Genomic DNA, 23,041 nt, shown 5'->3' on the forward strand with positions numbered 1-23,041 from the left:
CTCCCCTTTAAACCGGCAATTGAATTTCAATTTTTGTACCCTTTTTCAGCTCAGTTTTTATTTGAAATGATCCCCTCATTAACTGAATACGTTCCTTCATACTTTTTAAACCGAGCGCTGACTCTCTTACGTGATCTTGTATAAATCCTATTCCGTTATCCTCTATGTAAAAATACAACTGGTTATTTTCTATTTTTAAAAGAACATTTACCTTTTCACATGAAGCATGTTTTTTACAATTATGTATTGCTTCTTGACTAATACGCCATAAAACTTCTTCAATTTCATCTCCAATTGAAACCATACCATCAATTCGAACTTCCACGTGGGTCCCTAACAACTTTCCGTAATTTTTAATTGCTTCTGCTAAACCTTTCTCTAATCCTTCCGGTCTTAATTGCCAAATTAAAAGTGTCATTTCTTGTAATGCTTCCTGTGATAATTCTCCAATATAGCTCAACATCTCTTGCAAGTCTCTATCTTGCGTCATATTTAAAGTACCTTTTGCTGTTAGCATTATAGAAAATAACAATTGTTTTACTGAATCATGTAAATCACGTGCAAGTCGATTTCTTTCAGCTACCACTACGTATTTACGTTCTTTCTCTACTAACTGAATACGTTGTATTGTCGTTCCTATTTGAAATGCAATCGATTCTAATAATGCCAATTCTTCCTCTGAAAAGTGTGTTTTTTGAGGTGAGGCTACATTTAATAGACCAAACTTCTCCGATCCAGACCTAAGTGGAATCGTCGCATGATGCGTAACATCTTCTGTCTCTCCCCAATTACACTCAATCGCATCCTCTATTCGCTTACATTCAATAATATTTGTCGCTTTTTCCAATCTGCCATTCACAAAACGCTCTACACACCAGCAGTCCCCTTCACACATCGGCTTCTTCTCTTTCCATGTAAGAGCCGGTGGTAAGTTTTCATCTACAAGCATACGGTGCTTTCCACTTTCATCGATAAAGAATATCCACCCTGTTTGTAAATTCATAACTTGTAACAATGTATGTAACACTTTTTCTAACATGACTTGTAAGTCTGTTGCTTCATTTAATAATTCTGCAATTGCTTTTAATGCTTCTAAACGATGCATCTCTTTTTCTTCAAAGTTCATTTTCATCACCATCTATCATTATAACATTAAGAAATTTCTAAATTCTACAAATAAGAAAGAACTGAATTCCTTCAGTTCTTTCTTTAAATTAATCATTTTATTATTTTTCTATCCAATGTTGGAAGCTAGATTTTTGTTAACAAACTATTCTATTTTAGCTGTCCGATAAAGATTGTCCACCATGGTTATGCTGTAAACTTTCAGTAGTAACGACCATATTTGCTGCTGGCATTTGCACTTGATTCTTATGGAACATAGACATTAATTCAAACCTTACTTGTCTAGAAGTTTCAAAATAATCTTCTGGCTTTATTAAACCTGTAATACAAAATTCATATCCAACATATTTAAGGTTCGGGTTTAAATCTGTGACACCAACATATTTAAACGGCTCAACAGCTTCATCCTCTACTTTATAAAGACTCGAAGCCAATCTTTCATTACAATTAACACAAACTTCTTCTAACAATTCCTTAACTCTTGTAGGATCTTCCTGATAACTTACCGTAATCCGTTCAATTACGCGCATCCATCCTTTATTAAAATTTTGTATCGTCCTAATCTCTCCGTGTGGTATCGTAAGAAGTTTTCCTGACCATTCACGAATTTGCATAAAACGAATACTAATTTCCTCAATTGTTCCTGAATTTGTTCCGTTAAAAGTAACAAAATCGCCAACACGAAACTCTTTGTCCGCTAATCTCGCAAAGCCTAATATAACATCTTTTAACATCTGTTGTGCAGCAAAACCAATAACGACTCCCGCTATCCCTGCACCTGCAATGATACTTTTTATATCTACAAATTGGCTAATTAAATATATGATTAGACTGATGATAATGATATATCTAAAAATAGATCGAATCACACTTTGAATCGTTTGCTCTACCTCTTCATCAAAAAAGCTTGATTTCCTAAAAAACCAATCAATAATACGGTTGATTACAAAAGAGATAATGATTAAAACTAATGCAAATAGTAAAAATCTTAAAAGTAAAAACTCACGTACATAATTAAAAAATTCTTCAGTATACGTTAATAAACTCATCCATCCACACCCTTAACTAATGAAAATTTCATGAAAAACTAATTTATTGTCATACCTTTTGATTTCCTTAAAACTTGTTACACTTTCTTCTATAAATATACCCTTTTTCATTATCTAAAGGGAGATTACATTAGAATTTTTTTATAACCGACTTTATTTTATGACTGCGCTACATATCTCAAAAAAGGAAAATATTAACACAATACCGAATAGTTCATTTGTAAATATTTTGACTCGCGGAGGTTAACTAACAATGGGCTATATCGAAGAACTAAGAGAAGTTATTGGATCAAGACCACTCAATTTATCTGGCGTTGCTGTAGCTGTCTTCAATGAAAAAGAACAAATATTACTACAACAGAGACGAAGTGGTATTTGGGCTTCTTCCGTTGATTCGTTGAACTTGGCGAATCAACGGAAGAAGCCGGAAAACGGGAAGTGCTTGAAGAAACAGGGATTGAAATAGGCTCTTTACAGTTAATAAGCGTATTTTCCGGAAAAGAATTTTTTGTAAAATTACCGAACGGAGATGAATTTTACCCTATAACAATCGCATATCTTTGCAAAGATATTACAGGTGGTACGTTAAAAGCTGATGGATTAGAATCATTACATGTACAATTTTTTGACTTAAATGGGTTACCAGAAAAAATTAGTCCGTTCATAAAAAAACTAATCGAGCGAAACCTCGTCTCAATTTAAACGAAAAAAGAGACCTTTTTAAAGGCCTCTTTTTTTCACTTCACTTCTGCATGTAAGCATGACTTAAAATGTCCAAGTGCAAATTCATGTCCTTGCACATTAAAAGATGCAACTGCCTTTTCGTAAACTACAATTTTAAATCCTTTATTATAAGCGTCTACTGCTGTGTGAAGAACACAAATATCAGTACAAACACCTACAAGATGAACTTCTTCTATTCCTCTTTCTCTTAACTTCATCTCTAAGTTTGTTCCTGCAAATGCACTATATCGTGTTTTATCCATATAATATACATTCTCTGCATTTTTATATGTTTCGTACACATCTTGTAATTCACCAAACAAATCTCTTCCATTTGTACCAGCTATATTATGAGGCGGGAATAACTTTGATTCTGGATGATATACATCATTTTCATCGTGTTTATCGATCGCAAAGACAACATAATCTCCATTTTCAATATATTCTTTCGTTATATGGACAATTTCCTTCTCAATTTCTTGTCCTGGTTTCCCGCATGTTAAAGCACCTTTTTCAGCTACAAAATCATATGTATAATCAATATTAATAAGAGCTCGTTTCATAACCACTATCTCCCCTTCTCCTGTTTCACAGTAAACAATAGAAAATTTGTTATTACGACATCGTATGTACTATTCGACATTTCAAATGAAATACCTACATTTTTCATGTAAAACTTACCTTAACCATTGTTTATCATATAATAGATAAACAATGGTAAAACAAATAGCTCCTATTAACAAATCATGAATTTGCTAATTGAGCGTAATTTGAGTCACCTCTTGGATTATAAACCAAATGACTGACATCGTTAAAATAATCAAGACGATACGAATACATCGATTCACATCTTCAGCCTCTTTCTCTATCATAGTAGAAACAAGTGATTTCTTCCTACTTAATCGTATTAGAAAACGAAACAAGTTATTCACTGTTACATCCTCTAGTATAAACAAAAAAGCACACTACTTTTTGAGTAATGTACTTTTTATTCTTCTTATGACGCTGGTTTTGTTTCGAATGTTGCTTGATTTAAACTAATAACCTTTCCTTTTGGATCATTGTTTTCATACTGAACTGCAGTAATCGTATGACTACCTGTCTCAAGTGTCTTTTCTTTTAATTGTACTGTTGTCTGTGTTGTACTAGTGACTTGATGTTTATCTGCATATACTTGATCTACAAATATAAATGTTTCTTTATCATTTTGAAAATTAGAAAGCTCTAATTCAACATGTTGAATTAAAGTATCCTTTTTGATGAATACAGTTGGTATATTGCCGTTTTCAGAAGTACCATCTGGTGTAATAACTTTTACTTTTCCTTCACCAACTGGTACTGCGCCTTCAGGGAATACTACTATATTCTCATTACTTGCATTTACAACTCGTTCTTCCTGCTTTGATTGCGCATCCTCTTTTTCTTGTGGAGCACCGCAACCGGCTAATAACAATACAGACAATCCAGTGATTATGAATTTTTTCAAAATTCATCCCCCCTGTCATTTCATTATAATTTATTATACAAAAATAACTTTTAAATTTTAAGACTATTTTCAACACTTTCATGAACAAATAGAATCTTGCCCACGATTAATGTATCATACTTTCCTTAATAGAACATTAATTTTTTTTATGAAATAAATAGTAATTCCCTCTTATCTATCATTTTAGCCCAACAAATTAATTACATACCTGTCCAAAATAAAAAGACATTGTTCATTCAATGTCTTTTTATTTTAAGCTTTAAAAAACAAATGTTGTAATCTCATCTACTTCTTTTCTTGGAAGTTTCTTCGGCTTATCTTTCGGAAAACCGAGTGAAATAACCATATTTATTTGTTTTTCAGACTCAATTTGTAAATATTGTCGTAGTTCATCTTGAGCTAACAATACCGGTCCTGTCATTGGACAAGTACCCAGCCCTTTCGCATGTGCAGCCAACATTAAGTTTTGTGCCGCTAAACAGCTACTCTTAATTCCTTCTTCTTCCCAAACTGAATCTGGAACAAAAGCAATTGGATCAAATATCTTTTCGCGAAATTTTGATTCATATGGTGTTGCCAAACACACGATTAATACAGGTGCCTCTGAGAAAGCTGTTGCATATGGTCCAAATGAACGGGTAAGTAATTTCCCTGCTTTCTCTTCTCCGTTTTCTGCCGCTTTTGCCGCAAGTTTATGTAATGCATCCCAAGTCATTTGCTCAATTTCTTTAATTTTCTCTCGGTTCATAATGACCAAGAACTCCCAAGTTTGTGAGTTCGTATCACTCGGTGCATAACGAGCACAATCAATAATTTCTTTTATGTCACTAATGGATACTTCTTGTTCTGTGAACTTCCTAACACTTCGTCTACCGTGAATTACTTCTTTAAAATCTTCATAATTCATACATTAAATCCCCTTTTTACAACGTTTTCAAATCTTGTCCTATGTTTGAATTATATCATGAAAAAAAGCTGGAGGAATACCAGCTTTTTTCTTCAATATTAGTTCGTAACTTTAAATAAACGAATACTTTCTTCATATGCAACTTGGAGTTTCTTTGTAATTGGTCCTCTTTCGCCGGTTCTAAACTGTTCATCACCTATTTGAACGACTGGGAATATTTCAAGTGGTGTCGCTGTAAAGAAGCACTCATCAGCCTCATATACTTCTTGTAGTGAAAATTCTCGTTCTTCTACTTCAATATGTAACTCTTTCGCTAATGTAATAACGAAGTGACGTGTAATGCCGTGTAGAATGAAGTTGTCAGCCGGATGTGTAATCAATTTATTATTCTTCACCATAAAGAAATTTGAATGACACCCTTCAGTTACAATTCCATCTCGTACTAATATCGCTTCTTGATAGCCTTGTTCGTTTATTTTATTTTTAATCATAATATTAGGTAGCAGATTTAAAGATTTTATATGACAAAACTTCCACCGTATATCCTCTTCTACCGTAACTTTTATTCCCAGTTCCATAGCAGCAATTGGTCTTGGAAACGAAACAATATTTGCAAAATATGTTGGTTGCATATTTGACTCATATACATGATTACGTGCTTGAGCACCTCTTGATATTTGCAAATATACATTCCCATCTTCTTGAAATTGATTTTTTTCAATCATTTGATGCAACTCTTCCACTAACTCCTCCTTAGTAAGAGGTGGAATTAGTTTTATTTCTTCCATAGAATTAAAGAATCGTTCCAAATGTAGATCTAATAAATGCGGCTTCCCATCATATAGTCTGAATACCTCGTATATACCATCACCAAATTGAAAGCCTCTCTCCTCTAATGGAATCATCGGCTGTTCTTCCTTCGTATTTACAATTCTTCCGTTAAACAAAATCCAATCTTTATGAGTAGCTTTCATTCATTCCCACTCCTTTATTCCATAATTGGTTTAATTGTACAACTTATCCACACTCAAAAAAAGGAATTTTCTGTATTTTCACAAATAAAAAAGTACATCACCCATTTAAGGTGATGTACTCGACCATTCATTTACTTTAAAAAATATTTTTCAATATCATCTAACATAAGGTTTGCAGCTACAATACCACCTGCTGTATTCCAAATCACTTCATCTACTTCGAATACTTTATTATCTTTAGAAGCCTGTAACTGCTTAAAGAGCGGATCTTCTGTCCATTCTTTCGCTAACGTGTTTCCTTTATTATTCTTATCCGCATCTTTATCAGATGTGAAATAGAATAAGTAGTCCCCGTCCATATTTGGTATTTGTTCTTTTGTAATTCCTTTTATCGCAAATTCATCTTTATCTTGTAATGGTGGTCGTTTAAATCCAATATCATTTAATACAACGCCTGAGAATGAATTTTTTTGATAAATACGAACATCACCTGGGACGAAGCGAATAATTGAAACTTTAGAGTTAATTTTATCACCTAATTGTTCTTTTATTCCTGCAATACGCTTTTTATAATCATTAAGAGCATTTTGCCCTTCTTTTTCTTTATTTACAGCTTTTGTATAAAGCGTAAAGTTTTCTTTCCAATCACCGCGCAATGTTTCAGCATATACTGTTGGCGCGATTTCTTTTAACTGCTCGTATATTTTTTCGTGACGCATTTTATTTCCAATAATTAAATCCGGCTGAAGCTTCATTACTGCCTCTAAATTAATGTCACGCTCAGTTCCTACTACTTTCGTATCTTTTAACTCATTCGCTAAATGAGGATACCATTCATCCCCAGCTCGTGGTTTTGTCGTTCCAACTGGCGTTACTCCAACAGTTAAAAGTGCCTCAGCACCCTCATTCGTTAAAACAACAACTCTTTTTGGTGTACCATTTACTGTCGTTTCGCCCATTGCATGCTTTATACTATATGAATCTTTTGCCTTTACTGATGTATCTTTATCTTTCTTCTCTTCTTCTTTACCGCAACCTGCAATTATGACCATTAATAACATAATGCAAAGTATAAGAATATTTTTAGTGCGTGTCATAAATCCTCCTAGTTGAAAATGATTTTCATTAACATTTAAAGATTAATGTATATCTCATACATTGTCAATAGATATATCAGAAAACTTTTTCAATATATATAATTTCGACCTCATTTTTATTCAAAATATTTTTGTACTTATTTGCTATTCACTTTTTAACCGTAACATGTGAAACATAAACGGACATAAGAAAGTAATTGTAATTCCAGTCAATGCATAACGTACATAATACATATCAGGTATTACTTTTTTTAGTATGAGCTGTATCATTAACATGAAACTAAGGCCTAAAACTGTTTTTACTACTTGTATTTTAAAATTATTATTTTCATTCATTTTAATAAAGTGATTTTCTAACATGATACCAATCGTAGAACCTGTCAAAACTCCAAGTAATTTTAAATTATCTATTTGGTCAGTCATAAAATACATAATGAGTGAAACTGCCAATACAATTCGTTGTAACAATATAAATTTCCTATCACTTAATTCCCCTGTTACTTTCGTATATAAATAAACAACTATGACACTAATTAAAACGGCACCTATTATATCACTGAGCCAATGTACACGTAAATATAGACGAGAAGTAGCAACCAATATTATAAAAATAATTCCAATGATCCAAATGATTCTCTTTTTACATAACATCATAAAAGAGCCCCAAAATGTTGTCGCTAACTGGACGTGTGTACTTGGAAAAGAATAACCTGCAGCTGATTTTTCATATAAAGCCTGAATTCCTTCGTATGTATACGGTCGCGGGATTTTCATGAATTCTTTTACCACTATCCCTATATACCCAGAGAAACAAAGCATAACAATCATATGAAATGCTTTTCTTTTAGAAACGCACCAATATAAAATCGAAATAATGACTAAATACAACGTTTCATTTGCAATACTAGATATAAGTTTAAAAAGTATTGTAAGCACACTTCCCTCCACACTGGTCATCCATTCAAGAAATAAAATATCCAAATTAAACATAAAAAAAACGAAACCTCCCCAAAATTTAATCCTGCTATTTGTCAGCACTTAAGATAAACTAGTTGATTAACATTTCAAATTTATACACCTACTTACGTTACAGATTAAGAATATATAGTACCACATACTAATAATAGATAATATGTTAAATCATCTAATTATTTTTATAAATTTTAATGAAATTTTGAGCTTTATATACAAAAATATCTGTATCTTGTTATCCACTTATTTATATTCCATGTCAAATTGCACCTCGTTGTTTTTTGATATATGGAACTACTATTAAATAAATCAGCATACGTATAACTTTCAAAACCATTACAATTACAAATAAAAAAACCGCCTTATGTAAGGCGGTTTCTATCATTGTGCTTTAACCAATTTAAAATAAATATATACGATTGATAGTGAATATAACGTATGCAAAATAAAAGAAATAAAAGGGCTATTCCAGTGCTACTATACAGCAAACCGAACTTTAAAAAAATATTTAAAAGCGGTGGAAAGTTCGTTATGTTTTGTAATGTAATAAGCATACAAAATAAAAGGAAAAACACAGGGGCATATTGTAATTCATACGGCTTTCTTTTCTTATTCATTCTTTTTCGAATGAACATATGGATTAGCTCTGCTACTATAAAACACCCTCCAATTAATACAAGACCAGAAGTCATCGTCATATATCCACCTGCCTTATATTTATCTCGCACAACTACTCATCGTTATATTTTCTTCACATATATTCCATCTTCTTCATTAAAACCAAAGCTCTCTATGAAAGTTTTTGCTTGTTCTGTTAATTCCGTTTGTAATACCTTTATCTCTTTCACGTTTCTTTCTTTCATCATCGTTTCAAATGTAAAATACGTATTTGTCCCATAACCGTAACTTTGATAATCAAAGTGAATAATTAACTGCGATAAAATTGCACTCTCCTCTTGTACACTATAGTCTATTACACCAATATATGTATCATCAACTTTCACACAATACTGTACTTGATTCTCAGTTAAACTATGTGAGCGAAACATTTCTTTAACAACGCTTTCATTATCTACAGTTACTTTTTCAAACGTAATCATATGTTGTCCATCCTTTTACTATTATTGTATCAATAATACGTCCTATTTATGAAAAAAACCTTAAGACCATATGCGATCTTAAGGTTTTTCTAATTAAACTAAGCTATACGCACGTTTCGTTTCTTCGTGGAACTTATTCGTATCGTATTTATGCTCAACATAAATTTGATGCCATACCATAAACGCAAGTACAGTCCAAATTTTACGGCTATAATCGCCTTTATCTGCACAATGTGCTTCCAGTAAGTTTAATACATACTGTTTGTCGATTAAATGCTCTGTTTTACTCTCGTTTATAATATTGATAGCCCAATCATGCATTTCGTCTTTTAACCAGTGACGAATTGGTACTGGGAATCCAAGTTTTTTACGATCTAATACGTGATCTGGAACGATTCCGCGTGCCGCTTCACGTAAAATAGCTTTCGTAGTTCCGTTAGCAATCTTAAATTCAGTTGGAATTTTAGATGCAACATCAAATACTTCTTTATCTAAGAACGGTACACGAAGTTCTAATGAGTTTGCCATTGTCATTTTATCAGCTTTTAATAAAATGTCACCGCGTAACCATGTGAACATGTCAATGTACTGCATTTTGCTTACATCATCATAATCTTTAATCTCGTTATACAATGGTTTCGTGATATCCATATAGTTAACACTTTCATTGTAATACTTCATTAATTCAACTTTCTCTTCTTCACGGAAGATTTTCGCGTTTCCATAGTAACGCTCTTCAATTGGCGTACACCCACGCTCTAGGAAGCTCTTTCCTTTAAATCCTTCTTTAAGAGCACCACTTAATGCTTTTAGAACGCTCTTACCTGGGCTAGGAATGTAAGAGAACATTTTTAGTGAGTTTGGCTCACGATAAATGTTATAACCACCAAATAGCTCGTCTGCACCTTCACCTGAAAGAACAACTGTTACATGCTTACGTGCTTCTTTTGCAACGAAGTACAATGGTACAGCTGCTGGATCTGCTAAAGGATCATCCATATGCCAAATGATTTTTGGGAACTCATCCATAAACTCTTTCGCTGAAATGAATACGTTATGGTTTTTAACGCCTAATTTCTCAGCAGTTTCTTTTGCAACATCAACTTCACTGAAACCACGTTGTTCAAAACCAATTGAGAATGTTAAAAGATTTGGATTCATTTCTCTTGCGATAGAAGCGATAATAGATGAATCGATACCACCAGATAAGAATGAACCTACTGGTACATCACTGCGCATATGCACTTTTACTGAATCATACAACACATCACGAATTGCTTGGATATGCTCCTCTTTCGTTGCGCTTGAAGCATTGAAATAAGGTTTCCAGTAGCGATGGATTTCCATCTCTTTACCGATTTCTTTTACGAAATAATGACCAGGCTCGATTTTATTAACATCAATTGTTAATGTTTCTGGCTCTGGACCATATTGGTACGTAAAGTAATGTTGTAGTGACGTTGGATTAACGCCTTTATCTTCCATCACATGCATAATACTTTTCTTCTCAGATGCGAAGAATGTAGTATCACCTTGTTGTGCGACGTATAAAGGTTTAATACCGAAGTGGTCACGTGCACCGAAAAGTTTCTTCTCTTCACGATCCCAAATCATAAATGCAAACATACCACGAAGATAGTCTACACATTTTTCTTTCATATGTGCATACAATGCAATGATAACTTCTGTATCAGATTGTGTTGCAAACGTTGCACCTTTTTCAAGTAACATTTCACGTAATTCTACATAGTTGTAAATTTCACCATTAAAAATAATTACATATCGATCATTTTCATAAGTTAGCGGCTGATGTCCTGCCTCTAAGTCAATGATGCTTAAACGGCGGAAGCCAAATTGTACATGTTCATCACGAAAATATCCTTCGTCATCTGGACCACGGTGGAAAATCATCGTGTTCATATTTTCAAATTGATGTTTTTCTGTTTCTGAAAACTCTCTAGGGTTTTCACATAAACATCCTACAAAACCACACATACTTCTTACCCTCTTTCAGTTTTCATTCTGTCTATATACTACTATATCAACCCTATTTATACTAGCATAATCAATTGAATATGGCGACCAAAAACTATAAAAAAATCACTCCATTTCACATTTTTAACAATTTTTTATGAAAACATGAAAACTAGGCAATCACCTTTCTCCGCTTTTGTCATATGATATTGCAAATTGATTTCTAGGAGGGAATACCATGAGTGAAGAAAAAAAAGACTCTTCTCGCCCACCGGTTCGCAATTATTTAAAGCAAATTGATGATTTCTTCGAGCAAACACCACTTCGCAATGTAATCGCTGATTTAAATCATTTTTTCCAAAAAGGAAATCGTTTATTAACATTCCCCGTAGATTTATATGAAGTTGGTGAAGAACTCGTTGTTACAGCTGAACTACCAGGTATACAAAAAGAACAAATTCAAATTGAAATACAAAGTGAATACTTAAAAGTCTCTGTAAAAGAAGAGATACTTGAAGAGGTCGAGGAAGAAACATCTCATAACTATTATCGCCGAGAACGTTCCATTTCAGAAGCATCAAGATTGATTAAATTACCGTACTCAATTAATAAAAAAGCAGCGAAAGCTTCGTATCAAAACGGCGTGTTAGAAATTCGGGCACCAAAACTTCCACAACAACATGACATTTTATCCATAGACTAATGTAAAAAAAGAAGGGTGCTGTGCACCCTTCTTTTTAATCCACTAATCTCTTCATATCACGTATAATGTCTTCGTACGGCGTATTACTAATACCACTATACTTTTTCATTACTTTTCCGTTTTGATCAATTAAATAAAATGATGTACCATGTATAACTTGACCATCCTCAGGTTTATCTACAAGTGATTGGAAATTATCTTTTGAAAACTTTGTAATATCTTCTAATGAATAACCCGTTAATAAATTCCAGTTACTAGTATCCTCTGTAAACTTTTGAATGAAAGCCTTCAAATTCTCCGGCTTATCAAGGTCTGGATCTACACTAAACGAAACAAACTGAACGTCTAATTTCTCTTCTTTGGCCATCTTTTGCAGTTTTGCCATATTGGCAGTCATTGGCGGACAAACTGTTTGGCAATTTGTGAACATAAAATCAGCAACCCAAACTTTCCCTTTTAAATCTTTTGTACCAAATGACTTTCCATCTTGATTTGTAAATTGGAAAGTTTCTAAATCCCAATTCAATGGTTTACGAAGCTTTGAACCCGATCCACTACATCCAGCAAGTACAAAGAGACAAAATACAACCATAAGACCAATTATTTTTTGATAACGCTTCATTTATAAACCTCTTTTCTCTATCCTAAATTTAAATAGGTTATGTTTATCATAACAAAAGTTAACACTACGAGAAAATTGTTTACTACATTTGTTCACGAAATCGTACGAATTTACGTATGTTACTTCTTTATTTCAAGCCAATTACTAGACAAAATTTATTTTTTTACTATTATTTCTCTAAATAGAAGTTGCAAAACTAATTTTATTGTTACTTTTGTAAACGCATCCCCCTATTTTTTAACAATTCCTTAAACATTCATCCATGTTATACACTGTATTCCTTAACAACATTTCGGTACAATACAATTACAACGATTTTAAATGAGGTGATGTTCATGACAAAACGTTATGAAAACATGGATAATGTGAGTACAAAAAAATCAATTCGTTCCTTTATACGTTGGCGAAAAGAACGAAAACAAAATAAAAAGGATTTTTCTTTTTTAGTAGAACAATCACCTGTTAAGCAAAGTAAATTCCTACAAACCAACTTTGAAAAGACGTCTGTAACTTGGATTGGTCATTCCACATTCCTTATCCAAACGAATGGGCTGAATATATTAACAGATCCAGTATGGGCTACTAAATTAAAATTAGTTCCAAGACTTACTGAACCTGGTCTTTCTATACAAGAACTACCTAAAATTGATATTGTCCTCATTTCACACGGTCATTATGACCATTTAGATTTTTCAACGCTTCGCCAGCTAAATGATGATGTTTTATACCTTGTACCTATTGGACTGAAAAAACTATTTACTCGCAAAAAATTTACTCGTGTAGAAGAGTATAATTGGTGGGAAAATACGATCATTAATGATGTTTCCTTTCACTTCGTACCGGCCCAGCACTGGACGAGAAGATCCTTATTTGATATGAATACATCTCACTGGGGGGGATGGATTATTAATAATGAACCAACGAAAGAAACCGTTTATTTTTGTGGTGACAGTGGCTATTTCCAAGGTTTCAAAGAAATTGGCAGACGCTTTTCAATTGATATTGCCCTTATGCCAATTGGCGCTTATGAACCAGAGTGGTTTATGAAAGTATCTCATGTTTCACCTGAAGAGGCAGTGCAAGCTTATTTAGATTTAAACGCTACACACTTTATACCGATGCATTACGGAGCTTTTGCCCTTGCCGATGAAACACCTCGCGAGGCAGTAACAAGGCTCCGAAATAATTGGAATTTACGTATGTTACCGTGGGAACAACTGCATGTACTCTTTTTAGGCCAAACTTTTACTTATAATAGCGCAACAAACGATAAGCAAGTAAATGAAAAAATTGAAACATTACACGTATAACGTAACTACTTATTTTCTATATCCAACATATACTATAGAAAATCATAAAGTAAAACTTTAATCAGTGGGTGTTTTCTATGAATAAATATTTACAGACTCGCTATATCATTAGCGGGAGTGCCTGTATAACCCTTCTTATTTCTTACTTTCTATTCACATAAAAAAGCTACTTGAAAATTCATTTCAAGTAGCTTTTTTATTACTCTGCTAAATACATAAATCCGATTGCACCCGGACCTGTATGAGTACTAATAATAGGCGTTGTAAAGAAAATTTCTGATTGAGCAAATCCACTCACTTTTTCAACAGCCGCTTTTACATTTTCAGCTAAAGGAATTGCTTTCGCATGCGGAATTGCAACAGCTTTTACAACTTTTCCAGCTGTATCTTCCTCAAATAACTTAGCTAACGTTTTTACAATTTGACCTTGGCTACGCACTTTCGTTACAGGGTTATAAACACCATCTTCAAGGCTAGCAATTGGCTTTATATTGAGTAGCGAACCGATAAACGCTTTTCCTTTACCGATACGCCCACCCTTCACTAAATTTTCTAATGTATCTACTACTACATATAAACGAGTATTCTTTCTCACTTCATCTACACGTTTTAAAATTTCTTCTAGTGAGCGTCCTTCATTTGCCATTTTTGCAGCTTCTATTACTTGATATGCTAAAGCATGTGTAATAAATTGAGAATCAACAACTGTTACTTTTGTGTCGGTCATTGATGCAGCACTATTGGCAGTTGCCACAGTACCACTCATTCCACTTGTCATATGAATGGAAAGTACTTCACTTCCATCTTCACCTAACTTGTCATACATTTCTACAAATGTACCCATTGCCGGTTGTGATGTTTTTGGTAATTCCTCTGATTTGATCATTTCTTCAATAAATTCATCAGGTTGTAAATCAACGCGATCTAAATATGTTTGTCCATTTACAGAGATTGATAATGGTAGCACATGAATGCCATACTTTTCGATTACATCCTGCGTTAAATCTGCAGTTGAATCTGTTACAATTTTAATTTTTTGCATATTATATTCTTCCCTTTCCAATACGCTCTCCTTGTTATTATACTAGCATTCCCTGTGCTTTCAACAATTTCGAACAAATTTCACCAAATTAATTATATTTTTATACCTAAAATGAAAAAGACAGAGTTTACTAACCCTGTCCATACTTTGTATCATGCATTTTTTTCAAGGGTATTTGTTTTATATACATTTAAATAATCATTCCACTTCAAACAATTTTGCAAATATTCACGGAAAGAATACGAAAATCTTGGGTGCTTTTGTTTTTGAATTTTTGCAATAAATAATTGAAGACGAGACTGAATTAGAAACGATAATGGATGCTGTGCCTGTAGGACAGGGATTTCGAATATTTTAATACAATCCCCTGTTGAATGAGTGAAATAAAAACTTTTCGTAATCACAATATCAATCCTCTTTTTCATTGGATTTTTGAACTTCCTCTACTTTACGCTGTAACACGTTGTTTAAAGTGGAGACTTCTATGAATACAAAAGTATCCTTAGTCAATCCCTGTAGTCCTTTTGGTTAGAAGATTTATACTCTATTCATCCTCCATCCTAAATATCCGATCAGACAGGAATCCCGCTATCCGTATATTGCTTAATAATTTTAGTATAAACTTAGCAAAGCGCAAAGTTTGTCTAAATTTTGGAGATTCTATAATTTTTTTCTTCTATATATTGTATACGTTTATGTCTAAAGTATAACAAATAAATAAAAAAAGTGCCCTTATAACGAGGCACTTTTCGACTGTATTTCTTCTCCTCTTTTCTTTTTCCGCTTACTGACAATCTTTGATAAAGCGATACTAATTTCATAAATACAAATAAGCGGTACCGCTACTAAACTATGTGATAAAAAATCCGGCGGTGATATACACGATGCAATGATAATTAATGCTACGTAAGCATACCTTCTTATTTTTATTAGCAATTCCGCCGTTAACAGTCCAATACTCGTTAAAAACATGACAACTACAGGTAATTCAAAAATTACAGCAAATGGAACTGTTAAATTAAGAACAAAATGAAAATACTTTTCTGTCGTAAACATCGTATTAAACATTTCATTACCTATCGTAGTTAAAAAATGAAATAAAAACGGCATTACAACGAAATATCCAAAACATAAACCTGCAATAAATAATATAGACAATACCGGTATATACATTACTGTCATTTTTTGTTCATTTGGATGTAAACCCGGTTTTACAAATAACCAAATTTGTATAGCAGCAAAAGGAATTGTACAAACGATAGCAAATACTGTAGCAATCGAGAAAAAAATCCATAATACATCACTTGGACCGAGAACAGTTAATTTCATTGGTAAATCTTTTACTAGCCAAAAATAAATATCCTTCGTAAAAGTAAATCCGATAATTAAAAATAGGACAAAGGATAGTACTGTATATATTACTCGTTTGCGAAGCTCAACAATATGTTCTACTACGCTCATTTCCCGATCTTCCATCTCGTTCACCACACTTTATTTATCCATTTCGAGGAAAATTCATTACATTTTTTCTTTCTTTTCCTTCTCTTGAAATGCATCATCAGTCAATTCTTTCGTTGATTTTTTGAATTCTTTTAACGTTTCCCCTAAAGCCTTTCCGATTTCCGGCAATTTTTTCGGCCCAAACAAAATGAGTACAGCTACTAAAATTAAAATTAATCCTGGAAAGCCAATATTTGAAAACATTTCTCCATCCCCTTTATTAGTAGATTCCTTGTCCTACTATTGCATAATTTTATTTTGTCAAAAAAGTTTGAAAACGTCAACAAATCCATTGCCTTTTGTCAAAAAAATTCAAAAATATAATCAATTATACAAATTTCATTTTCTATTGCCCTTGTGTATGATATGGTAAGGGAAGTGACATATTATTTTATGATAGTAGAAAGGATTTGCATTATGACTGAAAAAATGACACGAATGACACATTTTGTGAAAGAAGAAATTGCAAATGCAATTACACATGGTATCGGTGCCATTTTAAGCATCCCTGCCTTAATTATATTAATTATTCATGCCTCTAAGCATGGTACCGCATCTGCTGTAGTTGCATTTACGGTTTATGGTGTAAGCATGTTTTTACTGTACTTGTTTTCGACCTTGTTACATAGCATTCATCATCCAAAAGTAGAAAAATTATTTACTATACTAGATCACTCAGCCATTTATTTATTAATCGCTGGCACATATACTCCTTTTTTACTTATTACGCTTCGCGGACCATTAGGCTGGACGTTACTCGCTATTATATGGACACTAGCACTCGGAGGTATCATCTTCAAAATTTTCTTTGTACGTCGCTTTATTAAGGCATCAACATTATGTTATATCATAATGGGATGGCTCATAATCGTTGCTATTAAACCACTTTATGAAAATCTAACTGGACATGGTTTTTCACTACTTTTAGCAGGCGGAATTTTATATTCTGTAGGGGCTATATTCTTCCTTTGGGAAAAGTTACCTTTCAATCATGCCATTTGGCATCTTTTCGTTTTAGGTGGTAGTGCGATGATGTTCTTCTGCGTACTCTTTTATGTCTTACCTACAGCATAAAAAAAGGTTTCAGCTTATATTAAGCTGAAACCTTTTTTTATTACTTATGTAATTGTGATGCGATAACATCCTGTGTATGCTTCGTTAATTCTTTAATATCCATATTCGCATACTCTTCAGCTGTAATCGGCTTAGAAATTGTTACTGTTGCATGAGCTGGTTTCATACGGTTTCCATTCGCTTCAAACATTTTATATGTCCCATCTAATGTTACAGGTAAGATTGCTACACCAGATTTTACTGCAAGGTGAAAACTCCCAGCCTTAAACTCTCCAATTTCGCCACCCTTACTTCTCGTCCCTTCTGGGAAGATTACGATTGAATGCCCGTTCTTTAACAGCCCAATTCCATCTTTAATCGCTTGAAGAGATTGACGACGATCATTACGAACCATAAATACACAATTCATAAGTTCCATCCAAGTTGGTACAACTGGAAACCTCTTAATCTCTGCTTTTGAAACAAATCCAATTGGTTTATTTAAGTAACCTAGTAAAACAGGAATATCCATATTACTCTGATGATTACTTACAACTAGTACCGGCTTATCTTTTGGAACATTTTCCAGTCCCTTTACTTCAACTGTCCCACCAGCTACACGTACCATTTTCTTACCAAACCAATTTGTCGTTTTATACACAACATTATCTTTTTCTTGTGGCGACATCGTATTTACTTGTCTTTTCAGACGCCACATTCTCGGTGTAATCGCAATTACGATTAAAATTAAATAAAAGATTTTAAAAAACGTTTGAATCATACAGAACCCCCACCTATTATCATTCCGACCTTCATTATACTAGACAAACGAAGGAAAAAGAAGAAAAAATGTCCAAACAGCAAGTGCTTGGACATTTTCAAGTATTCTATATTAGAAACGTTTTGCTAATTCACGAGCATTAGCAATTGCTGCTTCTTTAATTTCTGGTGCTTTTTCAGGGTTTGCATTCATACCTTCAACTGCAATGTATTCAGTTTCATTTACACCAATGAATCCTAATACTGTTTTTAAGTGATTGCGGCCGAAGTCTACAGCTGCGTATGCTCCTTCAGAATAAACGCCACCTGTTGCTTGAATGTGAAGTGCTTTTTTGCCTTCTAATAAGCCAACTGGGCCATTTTCAGTATACTTGAATGTTTTACCTGCGATTGCTAAGTTATCTAGGTATGCTTTTACTACTGGTGGATAGCTAAAGTTCCACATTGGAGTTACGAATACATAACGATCCGCATGCATAAATGTTTCTAAGTTTGTGTTCATTGCTGCAACTTTTTGTTGTTGAACTTCAGTTAAAGTTTCAAAGCCTTCACCTGCTGCAAATTTACCCCAAGCAGCAAATACATCCGCATCGATTGCTGGTACTGTAGTGTTGAATAAATCAATTGTTACAACTTCGTCTTGTGGATGTTCGTTTTTATAAGTTTCGATGAAAGCTTCTCCTACTGCCATTCCGAAAGAACCTTCTGCTGAATTTGGATTTGCTGTAATAAATAGTACTTTTGTCATTGTATTCTCTCCCTTTTACACATCTTATCTTTAATTTGAGATTTATAATTCGAAAGTAAATAACTTACCTTATGTAAGTATAATACAAAAAGTTATGTTCAATGTCAATAAAAAATAGCTACTTTTTTTTCGTAAGTTAATAAACACTATCTTTTCAATATGTTTTTGGTGAAACAAAAAACTACCTCCACATTCCATGGAGATAGTCTTCATCATTTTCTATTTTTGAAACACATGTTTCACTTTTTCAGCTGGAATATTACTTCCGCCTCTACCTTTTACATCTTCAATCATCATTGTAATGACCATATCTGGTGAATTTAAATCAAATGCAGCGAACCAGCCTAGTTCTTTTCCTTCGGCCTCTTTTGATACTTTTAATTCCGCTGTACCTGTTTTTCCAGCAAGAGTCATTCCATCAATTTTAGCAATTTTCCCAGTACCATCTGGATCATTAATTACTTTCGTCATAGCAGTTTTTAATATATCCTGATTTCCTTTTGAAATGACATTCTCTTTCCAAACTTTCGGTTGCTTATCTGTTTTAATAATATATGGAGAAGGTATGTTTCCATCATTAACAATTGGTGCGTACGTTAACGCTAGATGGAGTGGCGTCATTAATACTTGCCCTTGTCCATAACCTGTGTCTGCCATTTGAATATCATTTTTAATACCACCATTTGCGATTTTAGAAGCTGGGAATCCATATTCAATTGGTAATTTCTCATCGAATCCGAACTTTTTCGCTTCACTCATAAATTTATCTTTTCCGATTTTCAAAGCCTCTTGTGCGAAATAAATATTATCCGAGTATTTCATTGCCTTATCAAAATCAATTGGATTTGCATCTTTTACACGTGTTACATAATAATTACCCCAAGAAGAATCTTTCGTCCATTTTAATCCTTCAATTTTTAACTCTTCTTTTGGATCAATTGTTTTCGTTTCAAGACCGATTGCAGCTGTAATCGGCTTAAATACAGATCCTGGAACTGATAATTGTGTAAATCGATTCGTCATCGGTTTTTTCGGATCATTATATACCGCATCAYGTTGCGCTTTTGACGCCCCTCTTGTAAGGGTATTTGGGTTATAAGCTGGTGTGCTCACTAGTGCAAGTGTTTCTCCAGTCTTTGGATTAATTGCTGCACTTGACCCTACCTCATTTTTCATTTCATTATAAATTTCGCTTTGAACTGCACTGTCAATCGTTAAAGTTACATTTTCTCCATCAACAGCATCTGTTTTTGCTAAATTTTTAATTTCTTTTCCTTGTGCATCTTCTATGAAGACACGGCCGCCTTTTTTACCGCGTAGCTTTTCTTCCAGTACTTGCTCTAAACCAGCTTTACCTACTGGATCATCTGCTTGATAGCCTTTTTTTTGTAGCGTTTTTAAATCTTCAGCATTCACTTTTCCAATATAGCCAGTAAGATGTGCTGCTTCTTCTCCTAATGGATATGAACGAATATTGACTGGTTTTGTTGCAACACCCGGTAAATCTATGTACGTATTTTGTGTTGCTCCTTCAGGCAATATTCCCATTGGTACAAGGTAATTTGGTTTTACCCATTTAGCTGCTAGTTTTTGATCAATTTCTTCTACAGACATATTTAGCAACTTCGCTACCGTTTCTTTCGTTTGCGGAGCAGCATCCCCTAACTGTTCAGGAATCAATCCGATTTCAGAAGCTTTACCATTTACCGCAAGATATTTACCATTGCGGTCATATATTTCTCCACGTTTTGGCTCTGTCGTTTGCATGCGCACTTTACTATCTTTTGTCATCCCTGGGAAGATAAAATCAGGAGTCCAATCTATTTTCCAAGATTCTTTATCTCCATCTTTTTCTTTCACCATTTTTGCTTCATGACCAAAAGTGATTTTACCGCCAACTGTATCCATACTTACTTTAAAAGGAACAGGACCTTCATCTTTTTTATCTTCTTTTACTTCCCCTGTTTCTACTTTTAAATCTTTCACTTCAATGCCAGCATAAATTTTTTCATATTTCTCAGTGAAATCTTTCTTTGAAATATCTTTTTTTGCCTTTTCTGATAATTGATCATACATTTCTGCAAATTTTTGTTTATTCCATGCTTTTGCATATGTATCAAACGCTTCTTGTGGTTTTTCTTCTTTACCACATCCAACTAACATGAATGTTAAGCAAAGAAAAAGAATCCCCCATATCTTTCTCAATCGATTCTCCTCCTCTTTCTACATCAATACTTTAGAAAATATTAGCATTTTTACATGCTACCATTCATTATAGCACTATCGAATCTCATCTATAAACCTATATTGATGGATACAAATAAAAAGATTGATGCGAATATTCACATCAACCTCTATTATTATTGTTGCTTTTCATATACATGATAATAGTACGTATACGGATTTTTTTCATCCGTTAACCCTTTTTCAACAAAAATTTCTTTCCAATTTGCCATATCGATTTCTGGGAAGAATGTATCTCCTTCAAATGCATGATGAATTTTTGTTATATATAACTTGTCTACGTATGGTAAAAAGAGATCATAAATTTGCGCTCCGCCAAAAATAAAAATCTCTTCTTCATTTTTGCATAGCTCAAACACTTCTTCTACAGAATGTGCTACTTCACAACCTTCAACATGATACCCTTCATTACGAGTTACAATGATATTACGTCTTCCAGGCAGTGGTCTACCAATCGCTTCATAGTTTTTTCTTCCCATAATAAGCGAATGACCCATCGTTGTTTTCTTTACATATTGTAATTCACTCGGTAAACGCCAAGGTAAATTATTATCTTTACCAATTACTCTATTCTCGTCCATTGCGACCATAAATGAAACTATCATCTTTTCATCTCCTCTACAATTACACTGCAACCGGTGCTTTAATTGCTGGGTGTGGATCATATCCTTCAATCGTTAAATCTTCCATTTCAAATTCAAACACAGATTTCACATCTGGATTTAATGCAAGTTTTGGGAACGGACGTGGTTCACGTGCCAATTGCTTTTCCACTTGCTCAAAATGATTCGTATAAATGTGTGCATCTCCAATTGTATGAACAAATTCTCCCACTTCAAGTCCGCATTCATGTGCAATTAAATGTGTTAGTAGTGAGTAACTTGCAATGTTAAATGGAATTCCAAGGAATATGTCACCACTTCTTTGATATAACTGACAAGAAAGTTTGCCATCCGCTACATAAAACTGGAATAGCGTATGACAAGGTGGTAATGCCATACTTGGTACATCTTCAGGATTCCAGGCAGAAACAATTAGGCGACGGGAGTCTGGCGTTTTTTTAATCATTTCAATTACATCTTTTAATTGATCAAGCGTCTCACCAGCTGTCGTTTTCCAGGCACGCCACTGCTTTCCGTATACATCTCCTAAATAACCATATTTATTCGAGAAATCATCATCTTCTAAAACGTTCTTTTTAAACAATTCCATTTGCTCATCGTACTGCACTTTAAATTCCTCATCTTGTTGTGAGCGAAGACCGAAATCAGTCATATCAGGACCAGTATACTCATCGCTTTCTACCCAGCTCTTAAATGCCCATTCATTCCAAATATTATTATTATGCTGCAATAAATAACGAATATTTGTATCACCTTTCATAAACCAAAGCAGTTCACTTGCTACAAGGCGAAACGGCACTCTCTTTGTCGTTAATAAAGGAAAACCTTTACTTAGATCAAAACGCATTTGATATCCAAATACAGATACAGTGCCTGTCCCTGTACGATCTTCTTTCTTCGTACCATGCTCCATTACATGGCGGCATAAATTTAAGTATTCATATTCAGCATGTTTCATATGTAGTAAAACCTTCTTTCAATCTTATATGAAATTTATCATAACATGAAA

24 protein-coding genes and 2 pseudogenes are annotated in these 23,041 nt (G+C 33.6%); 4 read left to right on the forward strand and 22 right to left on the reverse strand.

Translation table 11 applies throughout. From position 1 onward, the window contains the following. Positions 1-7: 7 nt before the first annotated feature. Both AC1DMU_RS19715 and AC1DMU_RS19720 read right to left on the reverse strand, forming a co-directional pair. Positions 8-1,126: a GAF domain-containing sensor histidine kinase gene (locus tag AC1DMU_RS19715; RefSeq protein ID WP_088063261.1), complete on the reverse strand. Its 1,119-nt coding sequence runs from the start codon at positions 1,124-1,126 to the stop codon at positions 8-10. A gap of 154 nt (positions 1,127-1,280) precedes the next feature. After that, positions 1,281-2,174 carry a mechanosensitive ion channel family protein gene (locus AC1DMU_RS19720; RefSeq protein WP_088063260.1) on the reverse strand — a complete coding sequence of 298 codons (894 nt, stop codon included), beginning with the start codon at positions 2,172-2,174 and terminating at the stop codon, positions 1,281-1,283. Between the two features lie 253 nt (positions 2,175-2,427). On the opposite strand from AC1DMU_RS19720, the pseudogene AC1DMU_RS19725 reads away from it, so the two are divergent. Beyond that, positions 2,428-2,876: pseudogene (locus AC1DMU_RS19725) on the forward strand (NUDIX hydrolase). Between the two features lie 35 nt (positions 2,877-2,911). Here the strand turns inward: AC1DMU_RS19725 and AC1DMU_RS19730 are convergent. The 10 genes and pseudogenes from AC1DMU_RS19730 to asnB form a co-directional block, all read right to left on the reverse strand. After that, positions 2,912-3,460: a cysteine hydrolase family protein gene (locus AC1DMU_RS19730; protein ID WP_476941549.1), complete on the reverse strand. Its 549-nt coding sequence runs from the start codon at positions 3,458-3,460 to the stop codon at positions 2,912-2,914. Positions 3,461-3,574: 114 nt separating this feature from the next. Further along, positions 3,575-3,829: pseudogene (locus tag AC1DMU_RS19735) on the reverse strand (hypothetical protein). Between the two features lie 65 nt (positions 3,830-3,894). Continuing rightward, positions 3,895-4,383, reverse strand: a complete 489-nt coding sequence (locus AC1DMU_RS19740; protein ID WP_048541213.1) for a putative periplasmic lipoprotein — start codon at positions 4,381-4,383, stop codon at positions 3,895-3,897. 259 nt (positions 4,384-4,642) lie between these two features. Next, the gene (locus AC1DMU_RS19745; RefSeq protein WP_046955687.1) at positions 4,643-5,290 is read right to left on the reverse strand and encodes a nitroreductase family protein; all 648 of its coding nucleotides are present in this window, start codon (positions 5,288-5,290) and stop codon (positions 4,643-4,645) included. Between the two features lie 98 nt (positions 5,291-5,388). Continuing rightward, positions 5,389-6,264 carry a D-amino-acid transaminase gene (dat, locus tag AC1DMU_RS19750; RefSeq protein WP_088063259.1) on the reverse strand — a complete coding sequence of 292 codons (876 nt, stop codon included), beginning with the start codon at positions 6,262-6,264 and terminating at the stop codon, positions 5,389-5,391. 131 nt (positions 6,265-6,395) lie between these two features. Continuing rightward, positions 6,396-7,361: an ABC transporter substrate-binding protein gene (locus tag AC1DMU_RS19755; protein WP_088063258.1), complete on the reverse strand. Its 966-nt coding sequence runs from the start codon at positions 7,359-7,361 to the stop codon at positions 6,396-6,398. A gap of 144 nt (positions 7,362-7,505) precedes the next feature. Further along, entirely contained in the window at positions 7,506-8,351 is an 846-nt protein-coding gene (locus AC1DMU_RS19760) for a phosphatase PAP2 family protein (RefSeq protein WP_088063257.1), read from the reverse strand. Positions 8,352-8,695: 344 nt separating this feature from the next. Next, a complete protein-coding gene (locus tag AC1DMU_RS19765) occupies positions 8,696-9,025 on the reverse strand; it encodes a hypothetical protein (protein WP_046955685.1) in 330 nt (109 codons plus the stop codon). A gap of 48 nt (positions 9,026-9,073) precedes the next feature. Further along, a complete protein-coding gene (locus AC1DMU_RS19770; protein WP_048541207.1) occupies positions 9,074-9,433 on the reverse strand; it encodes a GNAT family N-acetyltransferase in 360 nt (119 codons plus the stop codon). Between the two features lie 93 nt (positions 9,434-9,526). Further along, positions 9,527-11,428, reverse strand: a complete 1,902-nt coding sequence (gene asnB / locus AC1DMU_RS19775; protein WP_000333826.1) for an asparagine synthase (glutamine-hydrolyzing) — start codon at positions 11,426-11,428, stop codon at positions 9,527-9,529. A gap of 217 nt (positions 11,429-11,645) precedes the next feature. Between asnB and AC1DMU_RS19780 the strand changes: the two genes are divergently transcribed. Further along, positions 11,646-12,110, forward strand: a complete 465-nt coding sequence (locus AC1DMU_RS19780; RefSeq protein WP_001288088.1) for an Hsp20/alpha crystallin family protein — start codon at positions 11,646-11,648, stop codon at positions 12,108-12,110. 34 nt (positions 12,111-12,144) lie between these two features. Here the strand turns inward: AC1DMU_RS19780 and AC1DMU_RS19785 are convergent, their stop codons facing one another. After that, positions 12,145-12,732 (reverse strand): SCO family protein, encoded by a 588-nt coding sequence (locus tag AC1DMU_RS19785; protein ID WP_046959312.1) that lies wholly within the window; start codon positions 12,730-12,732, stop codon positions 12,145-12,147. 335 nt (positions 12,733-13,067) lie between these two features. Between AC1DMU_RS19785 and AC1DMU_RS19790 the strand changes: the two genes are divergently transcribed. Further along, a complete protein-coding gene (locus AC1DMU_RS19790; RefSeq protein WP_088063256.1) occupies positions 13,068-14,042 on the forward strand; it encodes an MBL fold metallo-hydrolase in 975 nt (324 codons plus the stop codon). A gap of 199 nt (positions 14,043-14,241) precedes the next feature. Here the strand turns inward: AC1DMU_RS19790 and AC1DMU_RS19795 are convergent, their stop codons facing one another. The 4 genes from AC1DMU_RS19795 to AC1DMU_RS19810 form a co-directional block, all read right to left on the reverse strand. Further along, a complete protein-coding gene (locus tag AC1DMU_RS19795; RefSeq protein ID WP_033657798.1) occupies positions 14,242-15,084 on the reverse strand; it encodes a DegV family protein in 843 nt (280 codons plus the stop codon). 152 nt (positions 15,085-15,236) lie between these two features. Next, complete coding sequence (locus AC1DMU_RS19800) at positions 15,237-15,488, reverse strand: DUF2535 family protein (protein ID WP_000629012.1); 252 nt, start codon at positions 15,486-15,488, stop codon at positions 15,237-15,239. Positions 15,489-15,816: 328 nt separating this feature from the next. Further along, the gene (tatC, locus tag AC1DMU_RS19805) at positions 15,817-16,560 is read right to left on the reverse strand and encodes a twin-arginine translocase subunit TatC (RefSeq protein ID WP_088063255.1); all 744 of its coding nucleotides are present in this window, start codon (positions 16,558-16,560) and stop codon (positions 15,817-15,819) included. A 42-nt stretch (positions 16,561-16,602) separates the two neighbouring features. Then, on the reverse strand, positions 16,603-16,788 hold the full coding sequence (locus AC1DMU_RS19810) for a twin-arginine translocase TatA/TatE family subunit (RefSeq protein ID WP_000492443.1): 186 nt from the start codon (positions 16,786-16,788) through the stop codon (positions 16,603-16,605). Positions 16,789-17,001: 213 nt separating this feature from the next. On the opposite strand from AC1DMU_RS19810, the gene trhA reads away from it, so the two are divergent. Next, the gene (trhA, locus tag AC1DMU_RS19815) at positions 17,002-17,658 is read left to right on the forward strand and encodes a PAQR family membrane homeostasis protein TrhA (protein ID WP_000136880.1); all 657 of its coding nucleotides are present in this window, start codon (positions 17,002-17,004) and stop codon (positions 17,656-17,658) included. A 40-nt stretch (positions 17,659-17,698) separates the two neighbouring features. Here trhA and AC1DMU_RS19820 read toward each other — a convergent pair whose 3' ends face one another. From AC1DMU_RS19820 to AC1DMU_RS19840, 5 genes are all read right to left on the reverse strand, one after another. Then, the gene (locus AC1DMU_RS19820; protein ID WP_088063254.1) at positions 17,699-18,418 is read right to left on the reverse strand and encodes a lysophospholipid acyltransferase family protein; all 720 of its coding nucleotides are present in this window, start codon (positions 18,416-18,418) and stop codon (positions 17,699-17,701) included. Between the two features lie 111 nt (positions 18,419-18,529). Continuing rightward, positions 18,530-19,165, reverse strand: coding sequence for an FMN-dependent NADH-azoreductase (locus AC1DMU_RS19825; RefSeq protein ID WP_088063253.1), 636 nt, complete (start codon positions 19,163-19,165; stop codon positions 18,530-18,532). A 219-nt stretch (positions 19,166-19,384) separates the two neighbouring features. Then, the gene (gene pbpC, locus AC1DMU_RS19830) at positions 19,385-21,370 is read right to left on the reverse strand and encodes a penicillin-binding protein 3 (RefSeq protein ID WP_476941550.1); all 1,986 of its coding nucleotides are present in this window, start codon (positions 21,368-21,370) and stop codon (positions 19,385-19,387) included. A 155-nt stretch (positions 21,371-21,525) separates the two neighbouring features. Beyond that, a complete protein-coding gene (locus AC1DMU_RS19835) occupies positions 21,526-22,014 on the reverse strand; it encodes a dihydrofolate reductase (RefSeq protein ID WP_061679531.1) in 489 nt (162 codons plus the stop codon). A gap of 19 nt (positions 22,015-22,033) precedes the next feature. Then, positions 22,034-22,990, reverse strand: coding sequence for a thymidylate synthase (locus tag AC1DMU_RS19840; RefSeq protein ID WP_088063252.1), 957 nt, complete (start codon positions 22,988-22,990; stop codon positions 22,034-22,036). Positions 22,991-23,041 lie beyond the last annotated feature (51 nt).

The sequence above is a fragment of the Bacillus sp. 01N45 genome, assembly GCF_056399205.1.

What these genes read in the sequence shown, in the direction of transcription:
- AC1DMU_RS19715 (WP_088063261.1), bottom strand. Translation starts at nt 1,126, where the DNA reads ATGAACTTTGAAGAAAAAGAGATGCATCGTTTAGAAGCATTAAAAGCA.
- AC1DMU_RS19720 (WP_088063260.1), bottom strand. Translation starts at nt 2,174, where the DNA reads ATGAGTTTATTAACGTATACTGAAGAATTTTTTAATTATGTACGTGAG.
- AC1DMU_RS19730 (WP_476941549.1), bottom strand. Translation starts at nt 3,460, where the DNA reads ATGAAACGAGCTCTTATTAATATTGATTATACATATGATTTTGTAGCT.
- AC1DMU_RS19745 (WP_046955687.1), bottom strand. Translation starts at nt 5,290, where the DNA reads ATGAATTATGAAGATTTTAAAGAAGTAATTCACGGTAGACGAAGTGTT.
- dat (WP_088063259.1), bottom strand. Translation starts at nt 6,264, where the DNA reads ATGAAAGCTACTCATAAAGATTGGATTTTGTTTAACGGAAGAATTGTA.
- AC1DMU_RS19755 (WP_088063258.1), bottom strand. Translation starts at nt 7,361, where the DNA reads ATGACACGCACTAAAAATATTCTTATACTTTGCATTATGTTATTAATG.
- AC1DMU_RS19760 (WP_088063257.1), bottom strand. Translation starts at nt 8,351, where the DNA reads ATGTTTAATTTGGATATTTTATTTCTTGAATGGATGACCAGTGTGGAG.
- AC1DMU_RS19765 (WP_046955685.1), bottom strand. Translation starts at nt 9,025, where the DNA reads ATGACTTCTGGTCTTGTATTAATTGGAGGGTGTTTTATAGTAGCAGAG.
- AC1DMU_RS19770 (WP_048541207.1), bottom strand. Translation starts at nt 9,433, where the DNA reads ATGATTACGTTTGAAAAAGTAACTGTAGATAATGAAAGCGTTGTTAAA.
- asnB (WP_000333826.1), bottom strand. Translation starts at nt 11,428, where the DNA reads ATGTGTGGTTTTGTAGGATGTTTATGTGAAAACCCTAGAGAGTTTTCA.
- AC1DMU_RS19780 (WP_001288088.1), top strand. Translation starts at nt 11,646, where the DNA reads ATGAGTGAAGAAAAAAAAGACTCTTCTCGCCCACCGGTTCGCAATTAT.
- AC1DMU_RS19785 (WP_046959312.1), bottom strand. Translation starts at nt 12,732, where the DNA reads ATGAAGCGTTATCAAAAAATAATTGGTCTTATGGTTGTATTTTGTCTC.
- AC1DMU_RS19790 (WP_088063256.1), top strand. Translation starts at nt 13,068, where the DNA reads ATGACAAAACGTTATGAAAACATGGATAATGTGAGTACAAAAAAATCA.
- AC1DMU_RS19795 (WP_033657798.1), bottom strand. Translation starts at nt 15,084, where the DNA reads ATGCAAAAAATTAAAATTGTAACAGATTCAACTGCAGATTTAACGCAG.
- tatC (WP_088063255.1), bottom strand. Translation starts at nt 16,560, where the DNA reads ATGGAAGATCGGGAAATGAGCGTAGTAGAACATATTGTTGAGCTTCGC.
- AC1DMU_RS19810 (WP_000492443.1), bottom strand. Translation starts at nt 16,788, where the DNA reads ATGTTTTCAAATATTGGCTTTCCAGGATTAATTTTAATTTTAGTAGCT.
- trhA (WP_000136880.1), top strand. Translation starts at nt 17,002, where the DNA reads ATGACTGAAAAAATGACACGAATGACACATTTTGTGAAAGAAGAAATT.
- AC1DMU_RS19820 (WP_088063254.1), bottom strand. Translation starts at nt 18,418, where the DNA reads ATGATTCAAACGTTTTTTAAAATCTTTTATTTAATTTTAATCGTAATT.
- AC1DMU_RS19825 (WP_088063253.1), bottom strand. Translation starts at nt 19,165, where the DNA reads ATGACAAAAGTACTATTTATTACAGCAAATCCAAATTCAGCAGAAGGT.
- AC1DMU_RS19835 (WP_061679531.1), bottom strand. Translation starts at nt 22,014, where the DNA reads ATGATAGTTTCATTTATGGTCGCAATGGACGAGAATAGAGTAATTGGT.
- AC1DMU_RS19840 (WP_088063252.1), bottom strand. Translation starts at nt 22,990, where the DNA reads ATGAAACATGCTGAATATGAATACTTAAATTTATGCCGCCATGTAATG.